Below are 25,737 nucleotides of genomic sequence, written 5' to 3'. Positions count from 1 at the left end.
TCAGTCCCGCTGGGCCGAGGGCACGGCGCAGGCGGCCGTGCCGCCCGGCAGCCGGTGCCGGTTGCGGGCCACCCAGCGGTACGCGGGCCAGGCCGCCACGCGGACGGGCGGGAAGCGCAGCCCGGCCCCGGCGACCCGCCAGAGGGGCCCGCTGTCGCCGAGCAGCCGTGCGATCGCGTCCGGCCCGGCGGCCCGGGAGCCGTCCGCGCCGACCCACTGCACCGCCTCCTCGCACTCGGCCTCCGTCAGGCCCAGCGCGTCGAGGTCGGCGAACTGCCAGGGCAGCACCCGCGCCCGGGTGGGGATGCGACGCTCGATGAACTCCGCGCACTTCGTGCAGAACGCGCAGTCGCCGTCGTAGACGAAGGTCGACCTCTCCATGCCCTCATCCTCCCCCGGCACCCGGCCCGCCGTACGCCGGTGTCCGGCACGTCACTTGCACTTCGTTCGTACGCGTGTTCGAATGGAGTCCATGCGCTGGGACAACCTCTCTGCTCCCCCGGACGAGGCCGGTTCCGAGCGGGCAGCGCCGGCGGCTCCACCCCTGCCGCTGGCGCTGCCCGGCGCGGTCGCCCCTGGCGACCACCGGCAGTCCAGTGTGGAGCCGGCCCCGCCACCCGCCGAGCAGCGCACCCGGCGCTGAGCCGGTCGGCTCCGAGGCAGTCGGCTCCGAGCCGGTCGGCCGGCTAGAGTCGCGGGGTGCGCAGCGCCCAGCAGATCCTCGCCGACTCCGCCGTGATCGCCGTCGTGGGCGCGTCCCGCGACCCGGGCAAGCCCGCGCACCGGGTGCCGGCGCAGATGCAGCGGTACGGCTGGCGGATCATCCCGGTCAACCCGACGGTCGACGAGCTGTTCGGCGAGCGGGCGTACGCGTCCCTGGCCGACATCCCGCACCCGGTGGACCTGGTGGACGTGTTCCGTCCGGCCCGGGACGCCGTCGAGGTGGTCCGCGAGGCGGTGGCGATCGGCGCTCCCGCGGTCTGGCTGCAGCTCGGGATCGTCTCGCCCGAGGCGCGGCGGATCGCCGAGGAGGCCGGCCTCGACTACGTCGAGGACCGGTGCCTGATCATCGAGCGGGCCGCCGGCAACCTGACGCGCCTCGGCTGACCGTTCTGCCCAGCGTCGACCGCCCGCAAGGGGCCACTTCCGACGCCGGAGGCGTCGACGAGGATGCCCTTCCCTGAGCCCGGCCAGGTGGTCCGGGAGCCGGCCAGCTGCCCGATCCGGACCACGCGGACCACGAGCCGTTCGTCGGGAACTGGGCGATCCCCATGCCCGCCCACCGTTTCGGTGGTGGACGTGGCAGGATGCGCAGGCGTGTTGACCGTTCCACACCGGCCAGGGCTCGGCTGCCGGCCCGTCGCACGGGCCTCCCTCCGGCCGGCGGACCCCACCGCCCATCGGCGGTTCACCTCGCGTCCATGTGGTGACGAACCGTGTGGCTACTGACCCGCCGGCCGGTTTGGCAGCGGCGTAACGACCGCTTCCGGCATCCGGCACAGGTCATCACCGCGGGATTCGCGGCTGCGATCGCGATCGGCACGGGCCTGCTCTCGCTACCGGTGGCGACTCGGTCCGGCCAACGGGCCGAACTGGTGGACGCGGCTTTCACCGCCACCTCGGCGGTCTGCGTCACGGGCCTGGTCACCGTCGACACCGGCAGCTACTGGTCCTCTTTCGGGCAGGCGGTCATCCTGCTGCTCATCCAGGCCGGCGGCCTCGGGATCATGACGCTGGCCACGCTGTTCACCGTGCTGCTGTCGCGCCGCCTCGGGCTACGGGCCCGCTTCCTCGCCCAAGCGGAGACCAAGAGCCTGAACCTCAGCGACGTGCGCGGCGTGGTGCGCCGAATCGTCGTGTTCAGTCTGCTCAGCGAAGCCGTCGTCGCCGCCCTGCTTGCGCTCCGGTTCGCCACCGCATACCGGCAGCCGATCCGGTCTGCGCTGTACGACGGCGTGTTCCACTCGATCTCCGCGTTCAACAACGCCGGCTTCTCCACTCGGGCCGACAGCCTGATGGGATACGCCGCCGACCCCTGGATCACCCTCACGGTCGCGATTGCGGTCATCCTTGGCGGGTTGGGCTTTCCGGTCGTGTTCGAGCTCACCCGCGCCTGGCGGCGGCCGGCCTTCTGGTCGGTGACGACCAGGATCACCGTCGTGCTCACCGTCGCCCTGCTGGCCGTCGGCACGGTCGTTTTCACCGTCGCCGAGTATTCGAATCCGGCAACGTTCGGTCCGCTGGGCGGGCCGCAGAAGCTACTGGCCGGGTTCTTCGCCTCGGCGATGACCCGGACCGCTGGGTTCAACAGCGTCGACATCGGTGCGATGCGTCCGGAGAGCCTGTTTGCCAGCGACGTGCTGATGTTCATCGGCGGAGGCAGCGCCGGCACTGCCGGCGGCATCAAGGTCACCACGTTCGGGCTGCTGGCCTTCGTCCTGTGGTCGGAGATGCGCGGGGAGACCGACGTCAACGTCGGCCACCGCCGGATCCCCGCCAGCAACCAACGTCAGGCTCTCGCCGTCGTGCTGCTCAGCGCCAGCGCGGTGGTCGTCGCCACCTTCGTCCTCCTGGCCATCACTCCGTTCCGGCTGGATGTGGTGCTGTTCGAGGTGGTGTCTGCCTTCGGCACCGTGGGGTTGTCGACCGGCATCACCGCTCACCTGTCTCCACAGGCCGACATGCTGCTCGTGCTGCTGATGTTCGCCGGCCGGATCGGGCCTCTGACTCTGGCCTCGGCATTGGCGCTGCGGGACCGGAACCGACGCTTCGAACTCCCCGAGGAAAGGACGATCGTTGGCTGACATCCGCAGCGAGCCGGTGGTGGTGATCGGCCTGGGCCGTTTCGGCACCGCCCTGGCCCTGGAACTGGTCAAGCGGGGAACAGAGGTGCTCGGCGTCGACAACCGCGCGAAGGTGGTGCAGAGCCTGGTCGGGCAGATCCCGCACGTGATCACCGCGGACTCGACCGACATCGAGGCACTGCGCCAGTTGGGCGTCGGGGACTTCCACCGCGCGGTCGTGGCGATCGGCACCGACATCCAGGCCAGCGTCCTCACCACGTCCCTGCTCGCCGAAATGGGCATTTCCGATATCTGGGCCAAGGCCGTCAGCGGACAGCATCGCAAGATCCTTACCCGTGTCGGCGCCCATCACGTGATCGCGCCCGAGCACGACATGGGCGAACGCACCGCCCACCTGCTCACCGGGCGCATCCTCGACTACGTCGAAGTCGACGCGGACTTCGCCGTCATCAAGACCAAACCCCCGCGCGACGTCGTCGGAATGCCGCTGCGCGAGTCGCAGCTACGCAGCAGATGGGGCGTGACCGTGGTGGCGGTCAAGCCGCAGGCGGCCACCGGGGGTCGCACACCGGGCTTCACCCACGCCACCCCCGACACCGTGCTCAGCTATGGCGACCTCATCCTCGTCGTAGGCCCCGTGGACAACGTGGAGCGCTTCGCCGCCGCCGAGTAGGCCGACGGGTGCGAAGACGAGGCAGCCCGGCTCACAACTTGTACTGCTTGAGGAGGCCGCGGGAGATGATGGTCTTCTGGATCTCCGAGGTGCCCTCGCCGATGAGCAGGAACGGGGCCTCCCGCATCAGCCGCTCGATCTCGTACTCCTTGGAGTAGCCGTAGCCGCCGTGGATGCGGAACGCCTCCTGGACGACCTCCGCGCAGTATTCGGAGGCGAGCAGCTTGGCCATCCCGGCCTCGACGTCGTTGCGCTGGCCGGCGTCCTTGAGCCTGGCCGCGTTGACCATGAGGGCGTGCGCGGCCTCGATCTTCGTGCCCATCTCGGCGAGCTTGAACGCGATCGCCTGGTGCTTCGCGAGCGGCTGACCGAATGTCCTGCGCTGCTGGGCGTACGCGACGGCCAACTCGAAGGCGCGGATGGAGATCCCACAGGCGCGGGCGGCGACGTTGACCCGGCCGACCTCGATGCCGTCCATCATCTGGTAGAAGCCGCGGCCGACCTGCTCCTCGCCGCCGAGCACGGCGGAGGCGGGGACGGTGACGCCGTCGAGCACCATCTCGGTGGTCTCCACCCCCTTGTAGCCCATCTTGTCGATCTTGCCGGGGATGGTGAGGCCGGGCGCGGTCTCGCCGAAGCCGGGCTCCTTCTCCAGCAGGAAGGTGCTCATGTTGCCGTACACGGAGTCGGCGCCGGTGTCGGTCCTGACCAGGGTGGCGACCACCGAGGAGTACGCACCGTTGGTCAGCCACATCTTCTGCCCGTCGAGCACGTAGTTGTCGCCGGCGCGCACGGCCTTCGACCTGATCGCTGAGACGTCGGAGCCGCACTCGGGCTCCGACATGGAGAACGCGCCGCGTACCTCGCCGGTGGCCATCCTGGGCAGCAGCCGGTCCTGCTGCTCGGCGGAGCCGTGCTGGGAGATCAGGTACGCCACGATGAAGTGCGTGTTGACGATGCCGGAGATCGACATCCAGCCCCGGGACAGCTCCTCGACCACCAGGGCGTACGTCAGCAGGGACTCGCCCAGCCCACCGTGCTCCTCGGCGATGGTGAGGCCGAACAGCCCCATCTCGCGCATCCCGTCGAGGATGTCCGTGGGGTACTCGTCGGCGTGCTCCAGCCGCTGCGCGTGCGGGACGATCTCCTTGTCGGCGAACTCCCGGACGGTCTCCAGGATCGACCGCTGCACGTCGGTCAGGCCGGGTGTCTGGGCGAGTCTGGCCATCTCAGCCTCCGGGGTCGGCGCATCACGCATCGGCGCATTACTCATGGGTAACTGAACGCTCGGTAAGTATCGACCTCCCCGGCCGGCGAGGCCAAGGTGACCAGTCCACCCAACCGCTGTGAAAAGGTTCACCGCTGCGGGTAGCGTCCGCAATAGGCCAGGTCACGACGGACAGCGGGAGGTGCCGGATGAGTTATCCACCGCGCGAGCCGGACGAGCCGCCATCGCCGTACGAGCCGCCGCCGTACGAGCCGCCGCCCGGCCAGTACGGCGGTCCGCCCCCGGACCAGGGCCAGTACGGCCCGCCCCCGGGCTACGGGCAGTATGGCCCGCCTCCCGGTCAGGGGCGGGGCACGAACATCCTCGCCGTGCTGTCGCTGGTCTTCGCGTTCGTCTTCGCGCCCGCCGGCATCGTGCTCGGCCACGTGGCCAAGCGGCAGATCCGGCGCACCGGCGAGGACGGCGACCAGCTCGCCACCTGGGGGCTGATCCTCGGCTACGTCTTCACCGTGATCGGCCTGATCGCCTGCTGCGGCTGGATCGGGCTGGTCATCTGGGGCGGCTCCATGGAGGGCGGCTCCTACAGCTGATCCCGCCGGAGCCTGGCAGCGGTCAGCGGAACTGCGCCTCCCGGACGCTGTTGCCGCCGTCGACCACCAGCATCTGCCCCGTGATGTACGACGCGGCCGGCGAGCAGAGGAAGGCGATCGCGGCGGCCACCTCGTCCGGAGTGCCGGGGCGGCCCACCGGCGTGCCGAGGCCCTGCCGGATCTCCGCCACGGTGGAGGCGGCGGTGTGGATCGTGCCGGGGGCCACCGAGTTCACCGTCACCCCGTCGGCGATCATCTCCATCGCCAGCGCCCGGGTCAGGCCCACCACGCCCGCCTTCGCGGCCGCGTACGCCGCCTCGGTGGGCAGGGCGTTCACCGGACCGGCCGTGGCCGCGAGGTTGACGATCCGCCCCCAGCCACGCTCGGCCATCCCGCCGATGAACGCCCGGCTGCACAGGAACGCGGTGGTCAGGTTCCGGTCGATCTCGCCGCGCCACTCGTCGTAGCTGAGCTGGGCCACCGGGCGCAGCACCTCCGGGCTGGCCCGGCTCGCCAGGCCGGCGTTGTTGACCAGCACCTCGACGTCGCCGAGCTGCTCGGTCACCGCGTCGGCGAGCGCGCCGACCTCCGCCTCGTCGGTGAGGTCTGCGACGAACCCGGTCACCCCCAGTTCGCCGGCCCGCTCGTGGATGCGCCGGGTGGTGGAGACGATGGCCACCCGGGCCCCCAGGTCCGCCAGCCGGCGGGCGGTGGCGTACCCGATGCCGTCGGGACTCCCCGCGCCGGTGACCAGGGCAACCCGGCCGTCGAGCCGCATGGTGACCGGCTCCGGCAGCGCCGCCGGGGCGTCCTCGTCGGTCGGGCCGGCACCGGCGGTGGGGCGGCTGCGCCGGGCCGCGCCCGGTCGGCTCACGTCCCGTCGTGGTCGGCTGCCGGAACGGTCCGCGGCGCGCGCGTCGATTGCCATGCCGCGATCCTGCCGGTTCGTCCTGCCCCGGGCAACGCGGCACCCGGTGACGGGTGCTGCGTTTTGGGTCGTCCTGGCTACCCTGACCGCGCACCCTCGACGAGACGCGGAGAGAAGCCATGACATATCCCCCACCGGCCGGCGGCCCGAACGACCCCTGGTCCCAGCCGTCCACGCCGCCGGTCGACCCGACCCTGCCGGTGAGCGGGCAGCCGACCGGCGGCGACCCGTACGCGCCGGTCGACCCGTACGCGGGGATGAAGATGGAGCAGGCCGTGCCGGTCGCCGACCCATACGCCGCGCCCGGCTACGCCCCGGCCGGCTATCCCGCGCCCGGCTACCCGGGATACGGGTACGCGCCGCCACAGAGGACCAACGGGATGGCGATCGCGGCGCTGGTGCTCTCCCTCGTCGGCCTCGCCTCCTGCATCACCGCGCCGATCGGCGCGATCCTCGGGCACGTGGCCCGCAAGCAGATCCGCGAGACGGGCGAGGGCGGCGAGGGGATGGCGAAGGCCGCCATCATCGTCGGCTGGATCCTCACCGGCCTGCTGGTGCTGGTGATCATCTTCTACGTGGTGCTGATCGTCCTCGCCATCACCGTGGGCGAGACCGGCAGCGGCAGCAGCTACGACTACTGACCCTCCCGGTGCCGCCCCGCCGGGGCGGCACCCGGGGCCGGGCGCAGCCCTCGGCGGGCGTCAGCTCACTCGGCGGGCGGCGTGAAGCGCGACGTGCGGGCCATGCCGGCCGCCCGGCCCTTGGCGGCGATCACCAGGGCCATCTTGCGGGACGCCTCGTCGATCATCTCGTCGCCGAGCATCACCGCGCCGAGCCGGCCGCCGGCCTCCGAGGTGCAGTGCTCGTACGCGTCGAGGATCAGCTCGGCGTGGTCGTAGTCGGCCTGGGCCGGCGAGTAGACCTCGTTGGCGGCGTCGATCTGGCCGGGGTGCAGCACCCACTTGCCGTCGAAGCCCAGCGCGGCCGAGCGCTTCGCCACCTCGCGGAACGCGTCGGTGTCCCGGATCTGGAGGAACGGGCCGTCGATGGCCTGCAGGTCGTGCATCCGGGCGGCCATCAGGATGCGCATCAGGATGTAGTGGTAGGGGTCGCCCGGGTAGTCCGGGATGAGCCCGCCGACCACCAGCGACCTCATGTTGATCGAGGCCATGAAGTCGGCCGGGCCGAAGATGATCGTCTCGATCCGGGGCGAGGCGGCGGCGATGGCGTCGACGTTGACCAGCCCGGCCGCGTTCTCGATCTGCGCCTCGATGCCGATCCGCCCGACCGGCAGGCCGAGGGTCTTCTCCAACTGGGTGAGCGTCAGATCCAGCCACCGCACCTGGGCGGCGTCCTGCACCTTGGGCAGCATGACGCAGTCCAGGTTCGCGCCGGCACCCTCCACGACGTCGATCACGTCCCGGTACGTCCACGGGGTGGTCAGGTCGTTGACGCGGACCACCCGGGTCTTGCCGGCCCAGTCGCCGTCGTTGAGCACGGCCACGATGTTCTTGCGCGCGTCCGGCTTGGCCAGCGGGGCGACGGCGTCCTCCAGGTCGAGGAAGACCTGGTCGGCGGGGAGGCCCTGGGCCTTGCCGAGCATCTTGACGCTGGAGCCCGGCACGGCGAGGCAGGACCGGCGGGGACGACCGGCGGCGGTCATGGGGGGCGCTCCTTCCGGCGCGGCGGGCAGGCCGACGCCACCTGTACGGCAACCGGAGAACTTAACGATCGCAAAGGTGCTTGTGACGTCACGGTAACCTCGTGCCGTGACCGGGGAGAATGGGCCTGTGGAAGATCTCACTGGGCGGCGGATCGTGGTGGTGACCGGGGCCAGCTCCGGCATCGGCCTGGCCGCCGCGGTGGACCTGGCCCGCCGGGGCGACCAGGTGGCGCTGGTCGGACGGGACCCGGCCCGACTCCAGGCGGCCGGCGACCGGGTGCGGGAGGCCAGCGGCGAGCGGCCCGAGCTGTTCCGCGCCGACTTCGCGGTCCTCGACGACGTACGGGGGCTGGCCGAGCGGCTGCGTGCCGCGTACGACCGGATCGACGTGCTGGCCAACAACGCGGGCGCGATCGTGCTGCGCCCGGTGACCACGGTCGACGGGTTCGAGCTGTCCGTGCAGGCCAACCACCTGGCCCCGTTCCTGCTCAGCGCCCTGCTGCGGGACCGGGTGGGCCGGCTGGTGGTGACCGCCTCCGGCGCGCACCGCAGCGGCGCCCTCGACCCCGACGACCTCAACGCCGCCCTGCGCGACTTCCGGCCGATGCGCGCGTACGGCACCAGCAAGCAGGCGAACATCCTGTTCACGGGCGAGGCGGCCCGGCGCTGGCCGGACATCCCGGCGTACTGCTTCCATCCCGGCGTGGTGCGGACCCGGTTCGGCGCGGACAGCCGGCTGGTCGCGCTCGGCATGCGGATCCTGCCGTTCCGCAGCCCGGAGAAGGGCGCGGAGACCCTGGTCTGGCTGGCCAACCAGGATCCGGCCCGGCTGGTCGACGGCGGCTACTACGCCGACCGTCGACCCCGCCGACCGCTGCGCAAGGCCACCGACCCGCAGCTCGCCGCCCGGCTCTGGACGGCCAGCGCGAAGGCGGTCGGCATCGAGCCGTAACCTCCGGGCTACCGGGCTACCGGGCTACCGGCGCGAGCCGAGGCCGGGCCGGTGGGTTCATTCTCCTTACGCCTTCCCGGATGGCGAACAGTTCGCGCCGGGCGACCGCCTCGCCCCTGGCGTCCAGTTCGTAACCCTCCAGCCAAATCCAGCCGTGGTAGGTATGCAGGTCGGTCCTGACCTTGATCAGCCGAAACATGATCGGTTTGAGGAACTGCACGCTGCACGCCCGGGTTATGTGCAGGACGTCGCCGGGCTTCAGCTCGATCATCGGGGGCCGAACCGACGCCATGCGGTGATCCGGGTCCTGGCCACGTGAACGAGGGGACACCAGCCGCTCGGGCAGCAGGCCGAACACCGGCGGTGCCGGTGCCATTCGAGGACCTGCCAGGCGGCCCGAATCAGCAGCGGCAGCCGCCGGACGATCACCTCGCCCTCTTCCGACTCCGGCGTGCGACCGACCCGGCGACACCGGACATGCCCGCTGCTCGGGCCGAGTCGATCCGATCCCGGCACCGCCAGACCCAGACGACGCAGGAGTTCCACGTCAGGTCCTGGCGCAGCCGCACGAGGGCGAGATGGCGGGCGTCGGTCAACATCGGTGCCTCCCGAGAGGGTGCCGGGGCCGAGTTCATGCCGGCACCCCGCCCCGCCGAGCCCAGCTCCACCAGGGCGGGGGTACCGCCCGTCGATCACACCCCACCGACCACCCCCCTGTCAATATTGGCAGACTAGATCGTGCGGACTAAATGAGTCGGACCGAGTAGGGTGGATCAGGTCGGGTAGGCGAGGCCGTGCCTACCGTCATGCGCATGGGTGAACCGGAGGTCCCGGGACCGCTCGTCGGTCCGGCCGAGATCATGAACATGCTCGGCGTGGGCCGTTCCCGGCTGCGCCAGCTCGTCATGCACCCGAAGTTCCCGCGCCCGTTCCAGACGCTGTCGGCCGGCTCGGTCTGGCTGCGGTCAGACATCGAGGCGTACATCAGGACCTACCGCCAACCCCGCCCACCGGCGGACGAGGACGAGCAGGCCTAGCCGCCGGCCTCCCGCAGCCGCCCGCGGGAGGGAAGCGTCACGCCGGCTGGTCGGGTGGGGAGCCGGGCAGCGGGATGGCATCGGCCGGGAGCGGGGTGGGGACGGCGCGGCGGCCGGCGCGGGCCCCGCCGAGCACCACCACGGCCACGCCGGCCAGGATCAGCGCGAGCCCCGGCAGCGCGCCGGCCCGGGGCAGCTGGCCGAGCCACGCCCAGGCGATCAGGGCCGCCCCGGGCGCCTCCAGCAGGATCAGCATGCTGACCGTGGTCGCGGAGACCCGCCGCAGCGCGTGGTTGAACATCGAGTGGCCGAGCAGCTGGGCCCCGGCCACCAGGCCGAGGATCGCCAGCCAGGTGCCCGTGTCGTAGCCGCCCAGCGGCACCCCGCCGACCAGGCAGACGGCCAGCAGGATCAGCGCGCACACCCCGTAGCAGATGGTGGTGTAGGTGGTGGTGCTGACGGTGGCCCGGGCCCGCTCCCCGAGGGCGGTGTAGACCGCCGCGAACAGGCCCCCCGCCACCGCGAGCAGGTCACCGACGAACGCCCGGCCGGAGGCGGCGAAGTCGGCCCCGGAGGCGAGCACCGCACCAGCGACCGCCACCCCGATGCCGACCCAGACGGCCTGCGGCAACCGGCGGCCCTGCCCCCGGGCGATCAGCCCCTGCCAGACCGGCTGGGTGGCGACCAGGGCGACGGCGGCGGCGACCGAGGTGAGCTGGACGCTCGGCATCCAGGTGGCGAAGTGGGCGGCCAGCGCCACCCCCGACAGCACGCAGTACCAGCCCTCGCGCCGACCCGCGCCCACGGTCAGGGCCCGGAACTCCGCGCGCCGCCGGGCCAGCGCGAACGGGCCCAGCACGCCGACCGCGAGCAGGTTGCGCCAGAAGGCGATCGCCAGGGCGGGCGCGGCGGCGAAGGCGACCAGCGGCGCGGACGACGAGACCGCGAGGACAGCCAGGGCGAGGACCCCGCCGGTCAGCGGGCCCACCGGTCGGCGGGGATGAGGTACGGGCACGGGAAGCAATCCTCACACGGGCACCCGCCGACCACCCGTCACCACAGAACGTCAGCGTTCCATTACGATCATGACTTCCGCCGGCGACCCTCCCCCTCGACGTCCGGAGGCACTTCCCCATGCCCGTCTTTCGCGCCGTGCTGTTCGACTTCTTCGGCACGCTCACCCGTGCCGTGCAACGCAGTACGGCCCACCGGTCCACCGCCGAGCTGCTCGGTTGCCCGGTCGACACTCTCGTCGACGTGCTCGACCGCAGCTACTACCAGCGGGCCAGCGGACGGTTCGGCGACGCCGCGGCCACCCTGCGCTGGGTGTGCACCCAGGCCGGCGTACACCCCCCGGAGAGCGCGCTGCGCGCGGCCGTCGCCTCCCGGCAGCGGGCGATCCGCGCGGACACCCGGCTGCGCGCCGAGGCGGTGCCCGTGCTGACGGCGCTGCGCGCGCTGGGCGTACGCACCGGCCTGGTCAGCGACTGCACCCACGAGCTGCCGGTGTTCCTGCCGCAGCTGGCCGTGGCCCCGCTGCTCGACGTGCGGGTCTTCTCGGTGCAGCTCGGGCGCTGCAAGCCCGACCCGGCGCTCTACCTGTCGGCGTGCGGCCCGCTCGGGCTGTCCCCGGGCGACTGCCTGTACGTCGGCGACGGCGGCAGCCAGGAGCTCACCGGCGCGCGGCGGACCGGCATGACGGCGGTACGGCTGGCCGCCCCGGACCTCGCCGAGCACCTGGTCTTCAACGCCGAGCCGTCCTGGGACGGGCCGGAGCTGGGCTCGCTGCACGACGTCCTGGACCTGGTGGACCCGGTTGCCGTGCCGGCCTGACCGGGCCGTCTCACCGTGCAGCGCCCGGCTCCGGCCCCGGGCCTGGTCAGCGGCGGCGGACGCGGTGCAGCCGGAACGGCCGGCGGGTGACCCGGACCACCGGGGCCGCCCGGGGCGGCTCGGCGAGCGAGGCGTCCGGCAGCCGGTCGCCGGCGGCCGGCTCGCCGGCCGGGGTGAGCCGCACCAGGGCGCAGCCGTCGGCGGCCCACCGCTGCACCAGGTCGGCCGCGGGCCCGGGGGCGTTGAGCCGCTTGGCGGCGACCGTCGGGGCCAGGGCCGCCCACTCCTCGGTGCCGGGGGCCAGCCGGGTCACCCGGGCCGGCCACGTGACGATCCGCCCGCCGTGGTCGCCGCGCAGCGTCACCTGCGCCTCGGCCGCCTCCGCGAGCCCGGGCGCGGCCTGCTCGCCGGGGCCGCTCACGACCAGGAGCGACCCCTCCGACGGTACGCACCACAGCGCCCACGCCGGCCCGCCCGCGACGCCCACCCAGGCGACGGCGGCCTTCTTCACCGCCTCGTCGACCAGGGGCGTGCCGACCCGCCCGTCCACCTCGTCAGTCACCCCGGCATCCTCCCGCATGCCCGCCGGCCCGCGCGAGCGTACGGCGCCGCCGGCGTTCGCCGTGCCCACCGCTCCCCCACCGCTCAGCCGACGAAGGGTGGGACGGCGATCTCGCCGCGCGCCACCGGCATCACGTCGCCGCGCACGGTCGCGCCCACCGCCGAGCCCGCGGCGGCGGTGACCGTGCAGGCGAGCAGGGACGGCCGGCGCAGCTCGGCGCCCTGCCGGACGGTGTAGGAGGAGCGCCCCTCGCCGGGAAGCAGCCCGCTGGCGACCAGCCACACGCCGAGCCCGAGGGCGGCCGAGCCCGTCGCCGGGTCCTCCGGCACGCCGTGCCCGGGGACGAAGACCCGGGCGTGCGCGGTCTGCGAGTCGGCGTCCCAGGAGAAGACGCTGACATGCTCGATGCCGTACCGCTCCGCCGCCGCCGGATCGACCCGGGCGCGGGCCACCGCGTCCGGCCGCACCGGCAGGTAGGGAAACTCCAGCCCGCACCCGGCGACCCGGGGCGGCGGGCCGGCGTGGTCGGCGGCGGTGAGACCGGCCATCTCCAGCAGCGGCTCCAGGTCCAGCTCGGGGCCGAGCGTCGGCACGCCGCCGGTCAGCGTCGCGCCGTGCGCGGTGACCTCGATCGGCAGCACCCCGGCCCCGCACTCCTGGGTGATCTGCCCCACGCCGAACAGGCCCCGGCGGCTCGCGGTCACCGCCGCGCCGACGCTGGGGTGGCCGGCGAACGGCAGCTCGTCGGTGGGCGTGAAGATCCGCGCCCGGTAGGTGGCCCCGACCTGCGTGGGCGGCAGCACGAACACCGTCTCGGACAGGTTGAACTCCAACGCGAGCGACTGCATCTGTTCGGTGGCCAGCCCTTCGGCACCGAACACCACGGCAAGGGGGTTGCCGGCGAACGGGCGGTCGGTGAAGACGTCCACGATCTCGTAGGCCAAGGTCGACATGTTGATAAACAGTAGGCGCTTAGGCTGGTGCCCGTGAGCACGCCGAACCGGGTCTACCTCGCCCGACTCGCCGGAGTCGCCGTCTTCGACCCCAACGGCGACCAGGTGGGTCGGGTGCGCGACGCGGTGGCCCGGCTCCGGCCCACCCAGCGGCCGCCGGAGGTGGTGGGGCTGGTCGCCGAGATGCCGATGCGCCGGCGGATCTTCCTGTCCATCAACCGGATCACCACCATCGACGCCGACGCGGTGGTGCTCGGCAGCGGCACGCTCAACCTGCGCCGGTTCGAGAAACGCCCCAACGAGCTGCTGGTGCTCCAGGAACTGCTGGACCGGCGCGTGCAGCTCGACCCGGGTGGCCAGCCCGGGTCGGTGGTCGACGTGGCCATGGAGTGCAGCCGGGGCGGCGAGTGGTCACTGCGCCGCGTCGCCGTCCGCGAGCACACCGGTCGGCTCACCCGCCGCGGCCACCTGCACCAGGTCGAGTGGGACCGGGTGCGCGGCCTCAGCGGCATCGGCGAGAACCGGGGTACGGCGAACCTGCTCGCCGTCCTGGAGGACATGCGCCCGGCCGACCTGGCCAACGCCCTGCAGGACCTGCCGGACGCCCGGCGCAACGAGGTGGCGGCGGCGCTGGACGACGAGCGGCTGGCCGACGTGCTCAGCGAGCTGCCCGAGCACGACCAGGTGGAGATCCTCGCCGCGCTGGACCGGGAGCGGGCCGCGGACGTGCTGGAGGAGATGGACCCGGACGACGCCGCCGACCTGCTCAACGAGCTTCCCCCGACCGAGCAGGACGTCCTGCTGGACCTGATGGAGCCGGGCGAGGCCGACCCGGTCCGTCAGCTGCTCAAATACTCGTCGGGCACGGCAGGCAGCGTGATGACCTCGGAGCCGGTGATCCTGCCGCCGGACGCCACGGTCGCCGAGGCGCTGGCCCGGATCCGGGAGGAGCAGCTCTCCCCGGCGGTCGCCGCGCAGGTCTTCGTGACCCGCGCGCCGCTGACCACCCCGACCGGCCGCTACCTGGGCATGGTGCACTTCCAACGGCTGCTCCGGGAACCCCCGGCCGACCTGCTCGGCGGGGTGGTGGTCAACGACATCGACCCGCTGCGCCCGACCACCCCGCTGCCGGAGATCACCCGCCGGATGGCCACGTACGACCTGGTCGCCATGCCGGTGGTGGACCGCAACAACCGGCTCGTCGGCGCGGTGACCGTCGACGACGTGCTGGACCACTCGCTGCCGCGCGACTGGCGGGACCGGGACGCCCCGACCGCCCCGGCACCTGTGCACGAGGTGCTGGACGGCCCCGATGAGTGAGCAGCGGCGGGCCGAGCGGCTGGACCAGCCACGCGAGCCCCGGGGTGTGAAGCTGCCCCGGTTCGACCCGGAGGCGTTCGGCCGGTGGTCCGAGGGGATCGCCCGGGGCATGGGCACGGCCAACTTCATCGTCTACATGACGGTGGTGATCGCCGCCTGGTTCGGCTGGAACACCCTGGCCCCGGCGGATCTGCGCTTCGACCCGTACACCTTCACGTTCCTGACCCTGATTCTCTCCCTCCAGGCGTCCTACGCGGCGCCGCTGATCCTGCTCGCGCAGAACCGGCAGACCGACCGGGACCGGGTGGCGCTGGAGGAGGACCGGCGACGAGCGGCCATGCAGAAGGCGGACACCGAGTATCTGGCCCGGGAGGTCGCGGCGCTGCGGATCGCGCTGGGCGAGGTGGCGACCCGGGATTTCCTCCGCTCGGAGCTGGCCCGGCTGGCCGAGGAGCTGGACGAGGCCGCCCAGCGCCGGCAGAAGCTGGAGCGCCGGCAGCAGGAGCGCCCGTCGCAGGAGCGCCCGCCTCCCCGCGGAGGTGGGGCGCACCTCGACGAGCCCCTCGACGAACTGGACGGCGACTTTGCCCGAGGCGGCCGGCCGGAGGGGTCGACCGGCGCGCGCTGACCAGGCCGGGCGGGCGAGTCGACCAGGCCGGGCGGCGCGCTGACCAGGCCGGGCGGGCCCATCGATTCGCTCACACCGGGGCCCGCCGACGGCCGGCACCTATCGCCCCCGACGTAGCATTGCGGGCATGTCAGCACCCGTCAGCACCGTCGAGGACGCCGTCCAGGCCGCCCTGGCCACCGTCGACGACCCGGAGATCCGCCGGCCCATCACCGACCTCGGCATGGTCCGCTCCGCCCAGGTCGGCGACGACGGCGTGGTCCGGGTCGAGCTGCTGCTCACCGTGGCCGGCTGCCCGCTGAAGGACAAGCTGCGCGCCGACATCACCGCCGCCGTCGGCGCGGTGCCCGGGGTGACCGGGGTGGAGATCGAGTTCGGGGTGATGAGCCCCGAGCAGCGCCAGGGCCTCCAGGCGAAGCTGCGTGGCGGCTCCGCCACCGAGGAGCCGGTGATCCCGTTCGCCCAGCCCGGCTCCCGCACCCGCGTGTACGCGGTCGCCAGCGGCAAGGGCGGCGTGGGCAAGTCCAGCGTCACGGTGAACCTGGCCGCAGCGCTGGCCGCCCGGGGCCTGAACGTCGGCGTCGTCGACGCGGACATCTACGGCCACTCGGTGCCCCGGATGCTCGGCGCGGACGGCCGCCCGACCCGGGTGGAGGACCTGATCATGCCGCCGCAGGCGCACGGCGTGAAGGTGATCTCGATCGGCATGTTCACCTCGGGCAACGCGGCCGTGGTGTGGCGCGGCCCGATGCTGCACCGGGCGTTGCAGCAGTTCCTCGCCGACGTCTACTGGGGCGACCTGGACGTGCTCCTGCTCGACCTGCCCCCGGGCACCGGTGACGTGGCCATCTCGCTGGCCCAGCTGCTGCCGAACGCCGAGATCCTGGTGGTCACCACGCCGCAGGCCGCCGCCGCCGAGGTGGCCGAGCGGGCCGGTGCGATCGCGCTCCAGACCCACCAGCGGGTGGTCGGCGTGATCGAGAACATGTCGTGGCTGGAGCTGCCGGACGGCTCCCGGATGGAGGTCTTCGGCTCCGGCGGCGGTCAGACCGTCGCCGACTCGCTGACCCGGACGATCGGGGCGCAGGTGCCGCTGCTCGGGCAGATCCCGCTGGACACCCGGGTCCGGGAGGCCGGCGACACCGGCAACCCGATCGTGCTCGCCGAGCCGGACTCGCCGGCCGCGAAGGCCCTCGGTCAGGTCGCCGACCGGCTCGCGGTGCGGCGGGATTCGCTGCTCGGCAAGCCCCTCGGCCTCAAGCCGGCCGGCCGCTGACCGCTGGGCCGGTGAGCGCCGCCCCTTGACCGCCGCCCGCCGCCGCCCGCGTTGAGCCGGTTAGCCCGCCCTGTGCCGGCCGGTGATCAAGAGAAAAGCGTCCGGTTTGATCTCAACGGTGACGCAAACCTCTTGATCACCGGGCGGGGGTGGGGCGGGGGCGGGGGGGCGCGGGGTCAGGTGGCGTCGTCGTAGCTGGCCGTGCGGGGGGCGGGAGCCGTCGCCGCGCCGCCGGAGGTGGCCGTGACCGCGCCGCCGGAGGCCGTCGACTTCAGGTCCACCGACCTGGCCACGTCCTTCAGGTCGTCGTGCACGCCGGTGACGTCCGCGCGGAGGTTGTCGTAGACGCCCTGGAGCGGCTTCCGGATCGCCTGCTCGTCCTCCTCGCTGAGCAGGTGCTTGCGGATGAACGCCTTCGGGTGCAGGTCCTCCAGCTGGATGTCGGTGCCCAGCTCGCGGCTCAGGTCACCGGTCGCGTTGCGGGCCATGGCGCGCAGGTTGCGGACCATGCGCAGCCCGTCGCTGATCACGTTGGGCAGCCGGTCACCGAAGATCAGCAGCGCCAGGAGCAGCAGCGCGGCGATCTCCCACCAGTTGAGGTTCTCGAACACTGCTGGGCCTCCTCGTCGGCATCAGCCCAAGACTACGCACGTGGCGGCCCGTCGGGGAGGGGCCGGCCGGCTCTCACTTGGCGTCCGCGGCGAGGGTCACCGAGGCGTTCTGCCGGCTCGACCCGCGCCGGTACTCCACCGTCACCACCGACCCCGGGGCGAACTTGCGCACCAGGGCGATCAGGTCGGTCGGGTCGGTCATCGGGCGGCCGGCGAGCCGCAGGATCACGTCCCCCGCCCGGAGCCCGGCCCCGGCCGCCGGGCCCGACGGCTCCACCGACGCCAGGCGAACGCCGCCGGCGCCGCCGCTGGCCGCGCCGGTGCCGCCGACCTGGGCGCCGATCACCGTACGGCGGGCCTTGCCGGTGCCGATGATGTCCTGGGTGACCCGCTTGGCCTGGTTGATCGGGATGGCGAAGGCGAGCCCGATGTTGCCGGCCTCCTGCCCGTCGGCCACCAGCGACTTGATCGTCGAGTTCACCCCGATCACCCGGCCGGCCGAGTCCACCAGGGGGCCGCCGGAGTTGCCGTGGTTGACCGCGGCGTCGGTCTGGATGGCCGCGTAGTAGCGGGTCGGCCCGCCCGGGTCGCCGGCCTGCATCGTCCGGTCCAGGGCGCTCACGATGCCGGCGGTCACCGTGTTGGCCAGGGACAGCGGCGAGCCGATGGCCAGCACCGGGTCGCCGACCGCGAGGGCGTCGGAGTCACCGAACTCCACCGGCCGCAGGCCCGTGGCGGAGTTCACCTTGATCACCGCGATGTCGGACTCCGGGTCCTGGCCGACGACGCTGGCGGCGGCCGTGCTGCCGTCGTTGAACACCACCGACGCCTTGCCGGTGCCCCCGGCGACGACGTGGTCGTTGGTGATCACGTAACCGTCGGCGCTGACGATGAAGCCGGAGCCCTCGCTCGTCCCGCCCAGGCTGGCCACCCGGACGGTCACCACGCTGGGCAGGACGCGCTCGGCGACCCCGGCCAGCGACTCCGGCTTGCGCTGGGCCAGCGCCGGGGCCTCGGCGGAACCGGCGCCGAGCACCGGGCCGCCGGCCGCGCCGCCGCGCACCGCGAAGGCGTACCCCAGGGCACCGCCGAGGGTCCCGGCGAGCAGCGCGGTGATCAGCGGAATGAGCAGCAGCTGACGCAGCGTCGGCCGGCCCGGCGCGTCCGGGTCGACGACCGGCTCCGGCTCCGCCGCGGTGTCGACCGGGCCGGGCACCACCACCGCCGCCGGGGCGTACGGGTCGCGCCACGGGTCGGCGAGCGCGTCGGACCACCAGGGCGACGCCGCGGAGCCCCGGTGGACGCCGTCGGGTACCGTCGGCGGCCCGGCCGGCGGAGCACCGCTCCCCGGCGGTGCCGCCGGAGTCGGAGCTCCCCCGGGCCGGCGCCAGTCCCAGCCGTCGGTCACGTCGGTGCCTCCCAGTCGTCCCCGGCCCCCTCGCCCCGGGCCGGCAGGGCTGGCCGGTCCGACGACGGGGATACCGCATCCAGGATTACACGAATGCCGCGAGTGCAGTCAGCGGTTGCGGTGCGTGACCGCCCCGTGGGAACCGCCCGATCGGGCAGGTTCCACCGTGATCGTCGGGCACCGGACTCGCGGCTGCGTCCGTTCGCCCCCGCCTCTAGGCTCATACCGCCAACCCGCCCCCGACGGAGGTGTCCCATCGCCACGGCCGCCAGTTCCGGCAGCTCGACGACCCCGGCGTCGCAGTTCGCCGAGTCGTACGTCACCGAGGACCTCGTGCTCCGGACCGCCCGCAGTCTCGCCCACGAGGTGGGTCTCGACGCGGTGACCCCGGGCACGGGGGCGGCGCTGCGGCTGCTCGCCGCCGCCGGAAGCGCGCGGGCGGTGGTGGAGATCGGCACCGGCACCGGCGTGAGCGGCGTGTGGCTGCTGCGGGGCATGCGCGCCGACGGCGTCCTCACCACCATCGACGTCGAGGTGGAGCATCAGCGGATCGCCCGCCGGATCTTCGCCGAGGCGGGCTTCCCCTCAGGGCGCACCCGGATCATCACCGGCCGGGCGTTGGACGTGCTGCCCCGGCTCGCCGACGGCGCGTACGACATGGTTTTCGTCGACACCGAGGCCACCAACTTCAGCTCCTGCGTGGCCGCGGCGCTGCGGCTGCTGCGCCGCGGCGGGGTGCTCGCCCTGCACGGCACGCTGGCCGACGGCCGGATCGGCGACCCGGCGGCCCGGGACGTGGAGACGGTGACCACCCGGGAGACGATCAAGGCGCTCCGGGAGTCCGAGGACTGGACGCCGGCGCTGCTCCCGGTCGGTCACGGCCTGCTCGCCGCCGTGAAGTGCTGAGTCACGCCGCTCGCCGCCGTGAGGTGCTGGATCATCCGAGGGTGGCCAGCCAGCGCAGCAGGCCGCGTACGCCCCAGCCGGTGGCGCCCCGGGTCAGCTCGGCGGCGTCGCCGTCGGCCCAGGAGGGGGCGGACATGTCGACGTGCAGCCAGCGCTGCCGCAGGTCGCCGGTGAACTCGCGCAGGTAGAGGGCGGCCAGCACCGAGCCGGCGCCCTGGTTCGGGGCGCTGTAGAGGTCGGCCACGTCGCTGCCCAGGTATTCGACGTAGTCGACCGGCAGCGGCATCCGCCAGGCCGACTCGCCGGCCGCGTCGATCGCGGCCAACAGGTCGGCGGCCAGTTCGTCGTCGTCGGAGTAGAGCGCGCCGGTGCGCTTGCCGAGCGCCACCATGTTCGCCCCGGTCAGGGTCGCCAGGTCGATCAGGAGGTCGGGCTTGAGCTCGGCGACGGCGTACGCCAGCGCGTCGGCGAGCACCAGCCGCCCCTCGGCGTCGGAGTTGGTGGTCTCGCTGGTCACGCCGCCGTAGTGGTTGATCACGTCGCCGGGGCGGAAAGCCGACCCGCTGACCGCGTTCTCCGCCAGCGGGGCCAGGGTCGTGATCCGGACGGGCAGCCGCAGCGCCGCCGCGCCCAGCGTGGCGGCCACGACGGCGGCGGCGCCGGCCATGTCCTTGCGCATCAGCTTCATCGCGGGCACCGGCTTGATCGAGATCCCGCCGGTGTCGAAGGTGATCCCTTTGCCGACCAGGACGACGTGGGTGCGCGCCTCGGCGGGGTGCCAGTCCAGCTCGACCAGGCGCGGGCCGCTGGCGGAGCCGCCGCCGACGGCGAGGATGCCGCCGAAGCCCTCGGCGGCCAGCTCGTCGGGTTGCCGGACCCGCAGGCTCAGGTCGGGCCGGCCGGCTGCGGCGGCCTCGACCTGCTCGGCGAACCACTGCGGGTTCTTCACCGAGGACGGGGTGTTTGTCAGGTCCCGGGCCAGGTTGGTCATCCGGGCGGCGACCTCGGCCCGTTCGACCGCGTCCGCGTACGGGGCCGGGTCGCCGACGGCGAGGTCGACGCCGGCCAGCGCCGGGGCCTCGCCGGCCTCGGTGAGCCGGAAGCGGTACGACGCCAGCAGCAGCCCCTCGACGAGGCCACGCACCGCGTCGGGCTCGACATCGACCGGCATCATGATCGTGAGATGTGTCTCATCGGACGCGGCCCGCGCCAGCGCGGCCCCCGCCGCCCGCCATCCGGGCTCGTCGCCGTCGCCGACCCCGGCCAGCAGCAGCCGCACCGGTACGCGCCCCGGCCGCAGGTGGACGTGCACCTCGCCGGCCCGCCCGGTGGCCCGGGCCGCCGGGGCCAGGGCGGCGGCCTCGACCAGCACATCGTCGGCGAGTGCCGGCAGGCCGGGCCAGACCGCGGCCCGCACCGTACCGTCCTCGGCCGGCCCGGCGGGTCGGATGGGCAGGGCCAGGGCGTCGGGGGACCGTTCGGGCCCGCCCATCAGGCGGATGGCAAGCACGCTGGAACGACCTCCAGAAGGGTCGGGAGAAGGGCCCGGACGCGCCCGGGCGCAGGGTGAAGGCCCTGAGCCACCGGCGGCGCCGGTGGCTCAGGGCGGTGCGAACCGTCCGCACGACGACCGCCGCCCGGACCGCGCCTCGGTCAGCCGGCGGCTGCCTTCAGTGCGTCACCGAGCGCGTTGGCCTCGTCGGGAGTCATCTCGACGACGAGCCGGCCACCACCCTCCAGCGGGACCCGCATGACGATGCCCCGGCCCTCCTTGGTGACTTCCAGCGGACCGTCGCCCGTCCGCGGCTTCATCGCCGCCATGTTGTCTCCCCTCAGACCTGCAACAGGGTCGGTGGGTTGCCCCACAGCCTCTTCGCCATCACCCACCGCAACGTACGCGGCGGTGTCGACCAACGATTTTCCCTGATGAACACCGCCGGACCCAAACCGAAGAGGCATTGATGTAACAGGACCTAGCTTATCTTGAGAAGGCCTGTCACAATGTGCGGTCATGCAGGCACGGTCGGCACTCTTCGACCTGTACGGCGACCACCTCCGACCCAGGGGTGGCCGCGCGCCGGTCGCCGCCCTGGTCAAGTTGCTCGCACCGCTCGGGATCGCCCCACCTGCGGTGCGCACGGCGGTCAGCCGGATGGTCCGCCAGGGCTGGCTCGACCCGCTCCGACTGGCCTCGGGGCCGGGCTATGCGATCACACCGAAAGCCGCCCGGCGACTCGACGAGGCGGCCGCCCGGATCTACCGGACCGGCCGGATCAGCTGGGACGGACGGTTCGACATGCTCGTCCTGGCCAGCCCCGCCTCCCGCCGGGAGCGGCAGCGGCTCGCCGCCAACCTGAGCTTCCTCGGCTACGGCGCCCTCGACGAGCAGACCTGGGTGGCGACCCGGCCGGCGGAGGACGTCGACGTGCTGCTCGAGGAGGCCGGCGTGCGGTACGAGCGGTTCACCGCCGCGCACGCCGCCGGCACCCCGGGCGCGATGGGCGTGGTCCGCCGGGCCTGGGACCTCACCGAGATCGGGCACGCCTACGAACGGTTCGTCGCCGAGCAGCGCCCGCTGCTCGCCGCGGTGACCGTGCGCAGCGACGACGAGGAGGCGTACGCGGCCCGGTTCCGGCTCGTGCACGCGTGGCGTACTTTCCTGTTCCGGGACCCGCAGCTCCCCCCGGCGCTGCTGCCCGAGCGCTGGCCCGGCACCGCCGCGGCCAGCTTCTTCGACCGGCACGCCACCCGGCTGCGGCCGGCCGCCGACCGGTACGTCGAGCAGTGCCTCGACGCCACCAACCGCGAAAGAAGGGTCGTCAAGACGTGACCGAGCCCCTGCTCGTCGACCGCACCGATGCCGTCGTCACCCTGACCCTCAACCGCCCGTCCGCGATGAACGCGCTCGACGTGGCGCTCAAGGAGGCACTCCGCGACGCCCTGGCCGACCTGGAGTCCGACCGGTCCTGCCGGGCCGTGGTGCTCGCCGGGGCGGGCGGCTCGTTCAGCGCCGGCCAGGACCTGCGCGAGCACGTGCGGACCCTGGAGTCGCCCGGGGTGAACCCGCTGGACACGGTCCGGGCCCACTACAACCCGATCGCCGCCCGGCTGGCCAACCTGCCGAAGCCGGTGGTGGCCGCCGTGCGGGGGATGGCCGCCGGGGCCGGGGCGTCGCTGGCCTTCCTGGCCGACTTCCGCGTCGGCGGGCCGAAGACCCGGTTCCTGATGGCCTTCGCCGGGGTGGGCCTCGCCGCCGACACCGGCGCCTCCTGGACCCTGCCCCGGCTGGTCGGGCACGCCAAGGCCGTCGAGCTGCTGATGCTCGCCGAGCCGGTCGGCGCCGACGAGGCCAGCCGGCTGGGCCTGCTGACCCGCCTGGTCGACGACGACGAGCAGGTGCTGCCGACCGCGCAGGAGCTGGCCGCCCGGCTCGCCGCCGGCCCGACCGTCGCGTACGGGGCGATCAAGCGGCAGCTCTCCATCGCCGACGCCGGCACCCTCGCCGACGCCCTGGCCGCCGAGGCGCAGGCCCAGTCGATCTGCGGAGGCACCGCCGACCACCGGGCCGCCACCCTGGCCTTCGTCAACAAGCAGAAGCCCACCTTCGAGGGCCGCTGAAGCCGCGCTCGGGTGGGACGGGGGCCGTCGGGCCGGGTCAGTCGCCCTCCTCCGGGTCCTGGTTGGCCTCGGCCCCCAGCACGAACGCCTGCATCGCCAACTCGTCGCCGGCCGGCGAGACGAAGGCGGGCAGCTCGCGGGGGCCCAGGTCGCGCACGTACGACCAGAACAGCCGAACAGCCTCCGCCGGGGTGGCCGCCTCGATCGGGAGGTCCAGGCTGACCAGCCAGGACCGGCGGGCCGGCGGCCGGCCGAGCCGCCCGACCAGCGCCCGGTAGGCGTCGGCGGGCAGCGCGGTGACCGGCCCGTCGAGCGCCAGCCCGTCGGCCGGCACCGGCTCGTCGAAGACCCGCCGGGTGTACGCGACCACGAACGCGCCGGAGACCGGGTCGGACTGCGGGTCGTCCGGGTCCTCCCGACGCTCGGCGGCGGCCCGGGCGACCCGACCCAGCGCCACCAGCCGCAGCGGGCCCTCGGTCAGCACCGCCACCGGGTCGCCCGGCCGGGGCCCGCCGGGAGCGCTGGCCCCGCCGGGAGCGCTGGCCCCGCCGGGAGCGCTGGCCCCGCCGGGAGCGCTGGCCCCGGCGAAGTCCGTGGCCCCGGTGCCGGCGTCCAGCCCCGTCAGCTCCAGCGTGTCGTGGTGGACGAGCCGCTCGGCGTCGTAGCGGCCCGGCGGGAGGAGCACGGCCCAGGCGGCGGCGCCCCGCCCACCGTCGAACCGGGCGGGGACCGTGCCGTCGGGACGCTCGGGGACCATGCTGCCGTCGGGGCGGTCGTCGGTGTCGGTCATGGCGCCAATCCCATCACGCCGGCGACGGGCCGGCGACGTGGCAGCCGGCGAGGTGGTCGTCGACCATGCCGGTGGCCTGCATGAGCGCGTACGACGTGGTGGGGCCGACGAACCGGAACCCGCGCTTCTTCAGCGCCTTGGCCAGCGCGGTCGACTCCGGGGTCAGCGCCGGCACCTCGGCGAACGAGGCCAGCCGGGCGGCCCGGGGCGGCGGCGCGTAGGACCAGAGCAGGGCGGAGAGCCCCTCGGGCAGCTCCAGGGCAGCCCGGGCGTTGGCGATCGCCGCCTCGATCTTGGCCCGGTTGCGCACGATGCCGGCGTCGGCCAGCAGCCGGGTCACGTCGGCCTCGCCGTAGGCCGCCACGGCCTCGATGCGGAAGTCGTCGAAGGCCAGCCGGAACCCGGGGCGCTTGCGCAGGATGGTCAGCCAGGACAGGCCCGACTGGAACGCCTCCAGGGTCATCCGCTCGTAGAGCGCGTCGTCGCCGCGCAGGGGTCGCCCCCACTCCCGATCATGGTAGGGGACGTAGTCCGGGGTGCTCGCTCCCCACGCGCAGCGGGGCAGCCCGTCCGCGCCGATCACCAGGTCAGTCACGGCTCACACGCTAGCGGGAGCCGCCGGCAGGGCACAGGTGTGCCGGCGTCGTGGCGGTATCCGGCCGCTCGCAACCCCGCCATGTCGGCGATCTGGCGCGAAACGCCCCGGCTCACACCCGGACGGCAGGCGGCGGGCCGTCAGGGCAGGCGGCCCTGCTCGACCAGCCGGCCGAACTTCTTCAGCGCCTGGGTGAGGCTGACCTTGGAGCCGGGCCAGAGCACCGGCCACGCCACCCGCCCGGCGGTGCCACCCGGCACGTGGAACCACTCGTGCCAGACGACCTGGGTGCGACCGCCCTCGATCTGGGTGCAGCGCAGCACCCCGGGGCCGCGCAGCAGCCGGCCGCAGTGCACCACGCCGATCTCGTACGGCGCGTCGACCCGGACCACCCGCATCTCGTCGCGCAGGACCGCCGGCCCGAGCGAGGTGACCGCCTCCACGAGGCTGCCCTCGCCGCCGTCGCCCTCGACGACCCGGACGGTGGTGAACGGGATCCAGTCGGACTGCCGTTCCCAGGCCAGCAGGCCGGCGAACACCCGCTCGGCCGGCGCGTTGACGATCACCGTGGCGGTGACCTCGCCGGCACCGGGCTGGGCCGCCTCGCGGAGGCCCTCGGCATCCGCCGAGCCGGTCACGCCGGCTCCGACCCGACCCGACGCCCGCCTGCCGGGTCGGTGGGCTCGCGGTCGCCGGCCTCGGGGGCGGCGGCGGTCACGGTGAGGTCTGCCCCGGTGGCGGGGACGGTGGCCGGGGCGGCGCCCTCGGCGGTGGCGTCGGCTCCGGTGGCGGCCTGACCCTCGGTTACGGCGTCGGCTCCTGCCGCTCCCTCGGCGGCGGCGGCAGCAGCGGCCGCCTGCTCACGGGTGCGCCGCAGCGCGTCGGCGTCGGCGACCCGTCCCTCGCGCAACGCGGTGACCTCCGCCTCCAGCACGCCGATCAGCTCGGACTTGTACCCGATGTCGTAGGCCGCCCGGCGCATCGCCTGATCGACCTGGGACATCCGGTACCCGCGCGGCGCCGTGTCGAAACGAATCTCGCCCACGTCGGACTCGCGCAGCGGCCGGCTGGCCGGCAGCGGAACGGCCCGCCCGTCCGGCTCGACCGGCGCGAGGCCGGGATCGCGGCCGGTGACCAGCACCGTCACCCCGAAGACCACTGCCGCGACCGTGAGCGCGACGACCAGCATGAGCAGCACCTGACCCATGCAAGAGATCGTGGCACGCGAACGGGCCCGGAGCGACCCCGCCGGGCGGTCCTCCCACAGATCGGTGCGGATCTGTGCCGTCGTACCGCCCGGATGGGCCACCGGGCGACCGGCTAGCGTCGGAGGCGGCCGGGTCGCCCGGCCGGCTGCGGGAG

The 25,737-nt window shown here is 73.8% G+C and carries 31 protein-coding genes; 15 read left to right on the top strand and 16 right to left on the bottom strand.

Annotation, left to right across the window (positions count from 1 at the left end; all coding sequences use genetic code 11):
- Nucleotides 1-381, bottom strand: coding sequence for a thiol-disulfide oxidoreductase DCC family protein (locus ACFT41_RS10790; RefSeq protein ID WP_377582672.1), 381 nt, complete (start codon nt 379-381; stop codon nt 1-3).
- Between the two features lie 82 nt (nt 382-463).
- On the opposite strand from ACFT41_RS10790, the gene ACFT41_RS10785 reads away from it, so the two are divergent.
- The 4 genes from ACFT41_RS10785 (at nt 464) to ACFT41_RS10770 (ending at nt 3,477) form a co-directional block, all read left to right on the top strand.
- Entirely contained in the window at nt 464-643 is a 180-nt protein-coding gene (locus ACFT41_RS10785) for a hypothetical protein (protein WP_377582674.1), read from the top strand.
- Between the two features lie 56 nt (nt 644-699).
- The gene (locus ACFT41_RS10780) at nt 700-1,107 is read left to right on the top strand and encodes a CoA-binding protein (protein WP_377582676.1); all 408 of its coding nucleotides are present in this window, start codon (nt 700-702) and stop codon (nt 1,105-1,107) included.
- Nucleotides 1,108-1,436: 329 nt separating this feature from the next.
- Nucleotides 1,437-2,804, top strand: coding sequence for a TrkH family potassium uptake protein (locus ACFT41_RS10775; protein WP_377582678.1), 1,368 nt, complete (start codon nt 1,437-1,439; stop codon nt 2,802-2,804).
- A gap of 19 nt (nt 2,805-2,823) precedes the next feature.
- Nucleotides 2,824-3,477 carry a potassium channel family protein gene (locus ACFT41_RS10770; RefSeq protein ID WP_377582680.1) on the top strand — a complete coding sequence of 218 codons (654 nt, stop codon included), beginning with the start codon at nt 2,824-2,826 and terminating at the stop codon, nt 3,475-3,477.
- A gap of 31 nt (nt 3,478-3,508) precedes the next feature.
- On the opposite strand, the gene ACFT41_RS10765 is transcribed toward ACFT41_RS10770, so the two are convergent.
- The gene (locus tag ACFT41_RS10765) at nt 3,509-4,705 is read right to left on the bottom strand and encodes an acyl-CoA dehydrogenase family protein (RefSeq protein ID WP_377582682.1); all 1,197 of its coding nucleotides are present in this window, start codon (nt 4,703-4,705) and stop codon (nt 3,509-3,511) included.
- Between the two features lie 188 nt (nt 4,706-4,893).
- On the opposite strand from ACFT41_RS10765, the gene ACFT41_RS10760 reads away from it, so the two are divergent.
- Nucleotides 4,894-5,295: a DUF4190 domain-containing protein gene (locus tag ACFT41_RS10760; RefSeq protein ID WP_377582684.1), complete on the top strand. Its 402-nt coding sequence runs from the start codon at nt 4,894-4,896 to the stop codon at nt 5,293-5,295.
- Between the two features lie 22 nt (nt 5,296-5,317).
- Here ACFT41_RS10760 and ACFT41_RS10755 read toward each other — a convergent pair whose 3' ends face one another.
- Nucleotides 5,318-6,223, bottom strand: coding sequence for an SDR family NAD(P)-dependent oxidoreductase (locus tag ACFT41_RS10755; protein ID WP_377582686.1), 906 nt, complete (start codon nt 6,221-6,223; stop codon nt 5,318-5,320).
- A 119-nt stretch (nt 6,224-6,342) separates the two neighbouring features.
- Here ACFT41_RS10755 and ACFT41_RS10750 point away from each other — a divergent pair, with 119 nt between their 5' ends.
- On the top strand, nt 6,343-6,864 hold the full coding sequence (locus tag ACFT41_RS10750) for a DUF4190 domain-containing protein (RefSeq protein ID WP_377582688.1): 522 nt from the start codon (nt 6,343-6,345) through the stop codon (nt 6,862-6,864).
- Between the two features lie 65 nt (nt 6,865-6,929).
- Here ACFT41_RS10750 and ACFT41_RS10745 read toward each other — a convergent pair whose 3' ends face one another.
- Entirely contained in the window at nt 6,930-7,886 is a 957-nt protein-coding gene (locus ACFT41_RS10745; RefSeq protein WP_377582690.1) for an HpcH/HpaI aldolase/citrate lyase family protein, read from the bottom strand.
- Nucleotides 7,887-8,013: 127 nt separating this feature from the next.
- Between ACFT41_RS10745 and ACFT41_RS10740 the strand changes: the two genes are divergently transcribed.
- Nucleotides 8,014-8,838: an SDR family NAD(P)-dependent oxidoreductase gene (locus ACFT41_RS10740; protein WP_377582692.1), complete on the top strand. Its 825-nt coding sequence runs from the start codon at nt 8,014-8,016 to the stop codon at nt 8,836-8,838.
- A gap of 16 nt (nt 8,839-8,854) precedes the next feature.
- Here ACFT41_RS10740 and ACFT41_RS10735 read toward each other — a convergent pair whose 3' ends face one another.
- Nucleotides 8,855-9,109, bottom strand: coding sequence for a hypothetical protein (locus ACFT41_RS10735; protein WP_377613798.1), 255 nt, complete (start codon nt 9,107-9,109; stop codon nt 8,855-8,857).
- A gap of 541 nt (nt 9,110-9,650) precedes the next feature.
- Between ACFT41_RS10735 and ACFT41_RS10730 the strand changes: the two genes are divergently transcribed.
- Nucleotides 9,651-9,875 (top strand): helix-turn-helix transcriptional regulator, encoded by a 225-nt coding sequence (locus ACFT41_RS10730; protein WP_377582696.1) that lies wholly within the window; start codon nt 9,651-9,653, stop codon nt 9,873-9,875.
- A gap of 37 nt (nt 9,876-9,912) precedes the next feature.
- On the opposite strand, the gene ACFT41_RS10725 is transcribed toward ACFT41_RS10730, so the two are convergent.
- Complete coding sequence (locus ACFT41_RS10725; protein ID WP_377582698.1) at nt 9,913-10,890, bottom strand: DMT family transporter; 978 nt, start codon at nt 10,888-10,890, stop codon at nt 9,913-9,915.
- 119 nt (nt 10,891-11,009) lie between these two features.
- Here ACFT41_RS10725 and ACFT41_RS10720 point away from each other — a divergent pair, with 119 nt between their 5' ends.
- Nucleotides 11,010-11,708, top strand: a complete 699-nt coding sequence (locus ACFT41_RS10720; RefSeq protein ID WP_377582700.1) for an HAD family hydrolase — start codon at nt 11,010-11,012, stop codon at nt 11,706-11,708.
- 46 nt (nt 11,709-11,754) lie between these two features.
- Here ACFT41_RS10720 and ACFT41_RS10715 read toward each other — a convergent pair whose 3' ends face one another.
- Nucleotides 11,755-12,288, bottom strand: coding sequence for a hypothetical protein (locus ACFT41_RS10715; protein ID WP_377582742.1), 534 nt, complete (start codon nt 12,286-12,288; stop codon nt 11,755-11,757).
- A 65-nt stretch (nt 12,289-12,353) separates the two neighbouring features.
- Entirely contained in the window at nt 12,354-13,223 is an 870-nt protein-coding gene (locus ACFT41_RS10710; protein WP_377582702.1) for a PhzF family phenazine biosynthesis protein, read from the bottom strand.
- Nucleotides 13,224-13,256: 33 nt separating this feature from the next.
- Here ACFT41_RS10710 and ACFT41_RS10705 point away from each other — a divergent pair, with 33 nt between their 5' ends.
- The 3 genes from ACFT41_RS10705 to ACFT41_RS10695 all read left to right on the top strand — a co-directional run bounded on the left by ACFT41_RS10705 (nt 13,257) and on the right by ACFT41_RS10695 (nt 16,447).
- Nucleotides 13,257-14,543: a magnesium transporter MgtE N-terminal domain-containing protein gene (locus ACFT41_RS10705; protein ID WP_377582704.1), complete on the top strand. Its 1,287-nt coding sequence runs from the start codon at nt 13,257-13,259 to the stop codon at nt 14,541-14,543.
- Complete coding sequence (locus ACFT41_RS10700; RefSeq protein WP_377582706.1) at nt 14,536-15,171, top strand: DUF1003 domain-containing protein; 636 nt, start codon at nt 14,536-14,538, stop codon at nt 15,169-15,171. The genes ACFT41_RS10705 and ACFT41_RS10700 overlap by 8 nt, the downstream gene beginning before the upstream one ends.
- Before the next feature lie 127 nt (nt 15,172-15,298).
- Entirely contained in the window at nt 15,299-16,447 is a 1,149-nt protein-coding gene (locus ACFT41_RS10695) for an Mrp/NBP35 family ATP-binding protein (protein WP_377582708.1), read from the top strand.
- 176 nt (nt 16,448-16,623) lie between these two features.
- On the opposite strand, the gene ACFT41_RS10690 is transcribed toward ACFT41_RS10695, so the two are convergent.
- Both ACFT41_RS10690 and ACFT41_RS10685 read right to left on the bottom strand, forming a co-directional pair.
- Nucleotides 16,624-17,058 carry a preprotein translocase subunit TatB gene (locus ACFT41_RS10690; RefSeq protein WP_377582710.1) on the bottom strand — a complete coding sequence of 145 codons (435 nt, stop codon included), beginning with the start codon at nt 17,056-17,058 and terminating at the stop codon, nt 16,624-16,626.
- 73 nt (nt 17,059-17,131) lie between these two features.
- On the bottom strand, nt 17,132-18,481 hold the full coding sequence (locus ACFT41_RS10685) for a trypsin-like peptidase domain-containing protein (RefSeq protein ID WP_377582744.1): 1,350 nt from the start codon (nt 18,479-18,481) through the stop codon (nt 17,132-17,134).
- A 240-nt stretch (nt 18,482-18,721) separates the two neighbouring features.
- Here ACFT41_RS10685 and ACFT41_RS10680 point away from each other — a divergent pair, with 240 nt between their 5' ends.
- Nucleotides 18,722-19,372, top strand: coding sequence for an O-methyltransferase (locus ACFT41_RS10680; protein ID WP_377582746.1), 651 nt, complete (start codon nt 18,722-18,724; stop codon nt 19,370-19,372).
- A gap of 31 nt (nt 19,373-19,403) precedes the next feature.
- Here ACFT41_RS10680 and ACFT41_RS10675 read toward each other — a convergent pair whose 3' ends face one another.
- Together ACFT41_RS10675 and ACFT41_RS10670 are read right to left on the bottom strand one after the other, a co-directional pair.
- Nucleotides 19,404-20,882: a leucyl aminopeptidase family protein gene (locus tag ACFT41_RS10675; RefSeq protein WP_377582712.1), complete on the bottom strand. Its 1,479-nt coding sequence runs from the start codon at nt 20,880-20,882 to the stop codon at nt 19,404-19,406.
- Nucleotides 20,883-21,025: 143 nt separating this feature from the next.
- Nucleotides 21,026-21,193 (bottom strand): DUF3117 domain-containing protein, encoded by a 168-nt coding sequence (locus ACFT41_RS10670; RefSeq protein ID WP_007455245.1) that lies wholly within the window; start codon nt 21,191-21,193, stop codon nt 21,026-21,028.
- A gap of 190 nt (nt 21,194-21,383) precedes the next feature.
- On the opposite strand from ACFT41_RS10670, the gene ACFT41_RS10665 reads away from it, so the two are divergent.
- Nucleotides 21,384-22,202, top strand: a complete 819-nt coding sequence (locus tag ACFT41_RS10665; protein ID WP_377582714.1) for a PaaX family transcriptional regulator C-terminal domain-containing protein — start codon at nt 21,384-21,386, stop codon at nt 22,200-22,202.
- Complete coding sequence (locus ACFT41_RS10660) at nt 22,199-22,990, top strand: enoyl-CoA hydratase/isomerase family protein (protein ID WP_377582716.1); 792 nt, start codon at nt 22,199-22,201, stop codon at nt 22,988-22,990. Before ACFT41_RS10665 ends, ACFT41_RS10660 begins: the two co-directional genes overlap by 4 nt.
- A gap of 37 nt (nt 22,991-23,027) precedes the next feature.
- On the opposite strand, the gene ACFT41_RS10655 is transcribed toward ACFT41_RS10660, so the two are convergent.
- The 4 genes from ACFT41_RS10655 to ACFT41_RS10640 form a co-directional block, all read right to left on the bottom strand.
- Nucleotides 23,028-23,747: a hypothetical protein gene (locus ACFT41_RS10655; RefSeq protein WP_377613801.1), complete on the bottom strand. Its 720-nt coding sequence runs from the start codon at nt 23,745-23,747 to the stop codon at nt 23,028-23,030.
- A gap of 46 nt (nt 23,748-23,793) precedes the next feature.
- Nucleotides 23,794-24,375 (bottom strand): DNA-3-methyladenine glycosylase I, encoded by a 582-nt coding sequence (locus ACFT41_RS10650; RefSeq protein WP_377582718.1) that lies wholly within the window; start codon nt 24,373-24,375, stop codon nt 23,794-23,796.
- A 140-nt stretch (nt 24,376-24,515) separates the two neighbouring features.
- Nucleotides 24,516-25,013: an SRPBCC family protein gene (locus tag ACFT41_RS10645; protein WP_377582720.1), complete on the bottom strand. Its 498-nt coding sequence runs from the start codon at nt 25,011-25,013 to the stop codon at nt 24,516-24,518.
- Complete coding sequence (locus ACFT41_RS10640; protein WP_377582722.1) at nt 25,010-25,582, bottom strand: DivIVA domain-containing protein; 573 nt, start codon at nt 25,580-25,582, stop codon at nt 25,010-25,012. Before ACFT41_RS10640 ends, ACFT41_RS10645 begins: the two co-directional genes overlap by 4 nt.
- Between the last annotated feature and the right edge of the window lie 155 nt (nt 25,583-25,737).

The organism is Micromonospora sp. NPDC057141 (genome assembly GCF_042670805.1).
GTDB lineage: Bacteria > Actinomycetota > Actinomycetes > Mycobacteriales > Micromonosporaceae > Micromonospora.
Note: the sequence above shows the minus strand (reverse complement) of the source record. Positions and strands in the feature narration are given on the sequence as shown.

Excerpts from the sequence above, each read along its gene's own strand:
- ACFT41_RS10720 (WP_377582700.1), top strand. The coding sequence starts at position 11,010 with ATGCCCGTCTTTCGCGCCGTGCTGTTCGACTTCTTCGGCACGCTCACC.
- ACFT41_RS10760 (WP_377582684.1), top strand. The coding sequence starts at position 4,894 with ATGAGTTATCCACCGCGCGAGCCGGACGAGCCGCCATCGCCGTACGAG.
- ACFT41_RS10730 (WP_377582696.1), top strand. The coding sequence starts at position 9,651 with ATGGGTGAACCGGAGGTCCCGGGACCGCTCGTCGGTCCGGCCGAGATC.
- ACFT41_RS10755 (WP_377582686.1), bottom strand. The coding sequence starts at position 6,223 with ATGGCAATCGACGCGCGCGCCGCGGACCGTTCCGGCAGCCGACCACGA.
- ACFT41_RS10665 (WP_377582714.1), top strand. The coding sequence starts at position 21,384 with ATGCAGGCACGGTCGGCACTCTTCGACCTGTACGGCGACCACCTCCGA.
- ACFT41_RS10745 (WP_377582690.1), bottom strand. The coding sequence starts at position 7,886 with ATGACCGCCGCCGGTCGTCCCCGCCGGTCCTGCCTCGCCGTGCCGGGC.
- ACFT41_RS10640 (WP_377582722.1), bottom strand. The coding sequence starts at position 25,582 with ATGGGTCAGGTGCTGCTCATGCTGGTCGTCGCGCTCACGGTCGCGGCA.
- ACFT41_RS10790 (WP_377582672.1), bottom strand. The coding sequence starts at position 381 with ATGGAGAGGTCGACCTTCGTCTACGACGGCGACTGCGCGTTCTGCACG.
- ACFT41_RS10670 (WP_007455245.1), bottom strand. The coding sequence starts at position 21,193 with ATGGCGGCGATGAAGCCGCGGACGGGCGACGGTCCGCTGGAAGTCACC.
- ACFT41_RS10715 (WP_377582742.1), bottom strand. The coding sequence starts at position 12,288 with ATGCGGGAGGATGCCGGGGTGACTGACGAGGTGGACGGGCGGGTCGGC.
- ACFT41_RS10735 (WP_377613798.1), bottom strand. The coding sequence starts at position 9,109 with ATGATCGAGCTGAAGCCCGGCGACGTCCTGCACATAACCCGGGCGTGC.
- ACFT41_RS10655 (WP_377613801.1), bottom strand. The coding sequence starts at position 23,747 with ATGGTCCCCGAGCGTCCCGACGGCACGGTCCCCGCCCGGTTCGACGGT.
- ACFT41_RS10785 (WP_377582674.1), top strand. The coding sequence starts at position 464 with ATGGAGTCCATGCGCTGGGACAACCTCTCTGCTCCCCCGGACGAGGCC.
- ACFT41_RS10750 (WP_377582688.1), top strand. The coding sequence starts at position 6,343 with ATGACATATCCCCCACCGGCCGGCGGCCCGAACGACCCCTGGTCCCAG.
- ACFT41_RS10710 (WP_377582702.1), bottom strand. The coding sequence starts at position 13,223 with ATGTCGACCTTGGCCTACGAGATCGTGGACGTCTTCACCGACCGCCCG.
- ACFT41_RS10695 (WP_377582708.1), top strand. The coding sequence starts at position 15,299 with ATGTCAGCACCCGTCAGCACCGTCGAGGACGCCGTCCAGGCCGCCCTG.
- ACFT41_RS10765 (WP_377582682.1), bottom strand. The coding sequence starts at position 4,705 with ATGGCCAGACTCGCCCAGACACCCGGCCTGACCGACGTGCAGCGGTCG.
- ACFT41_RS10700 (WP_377582706.1), top strand. The coding sequence starts at position 14,536 with ATGAGTGAGCAGCGGCGGGCCGAGCGGCTGGACCAGCCACGCGAGCCC.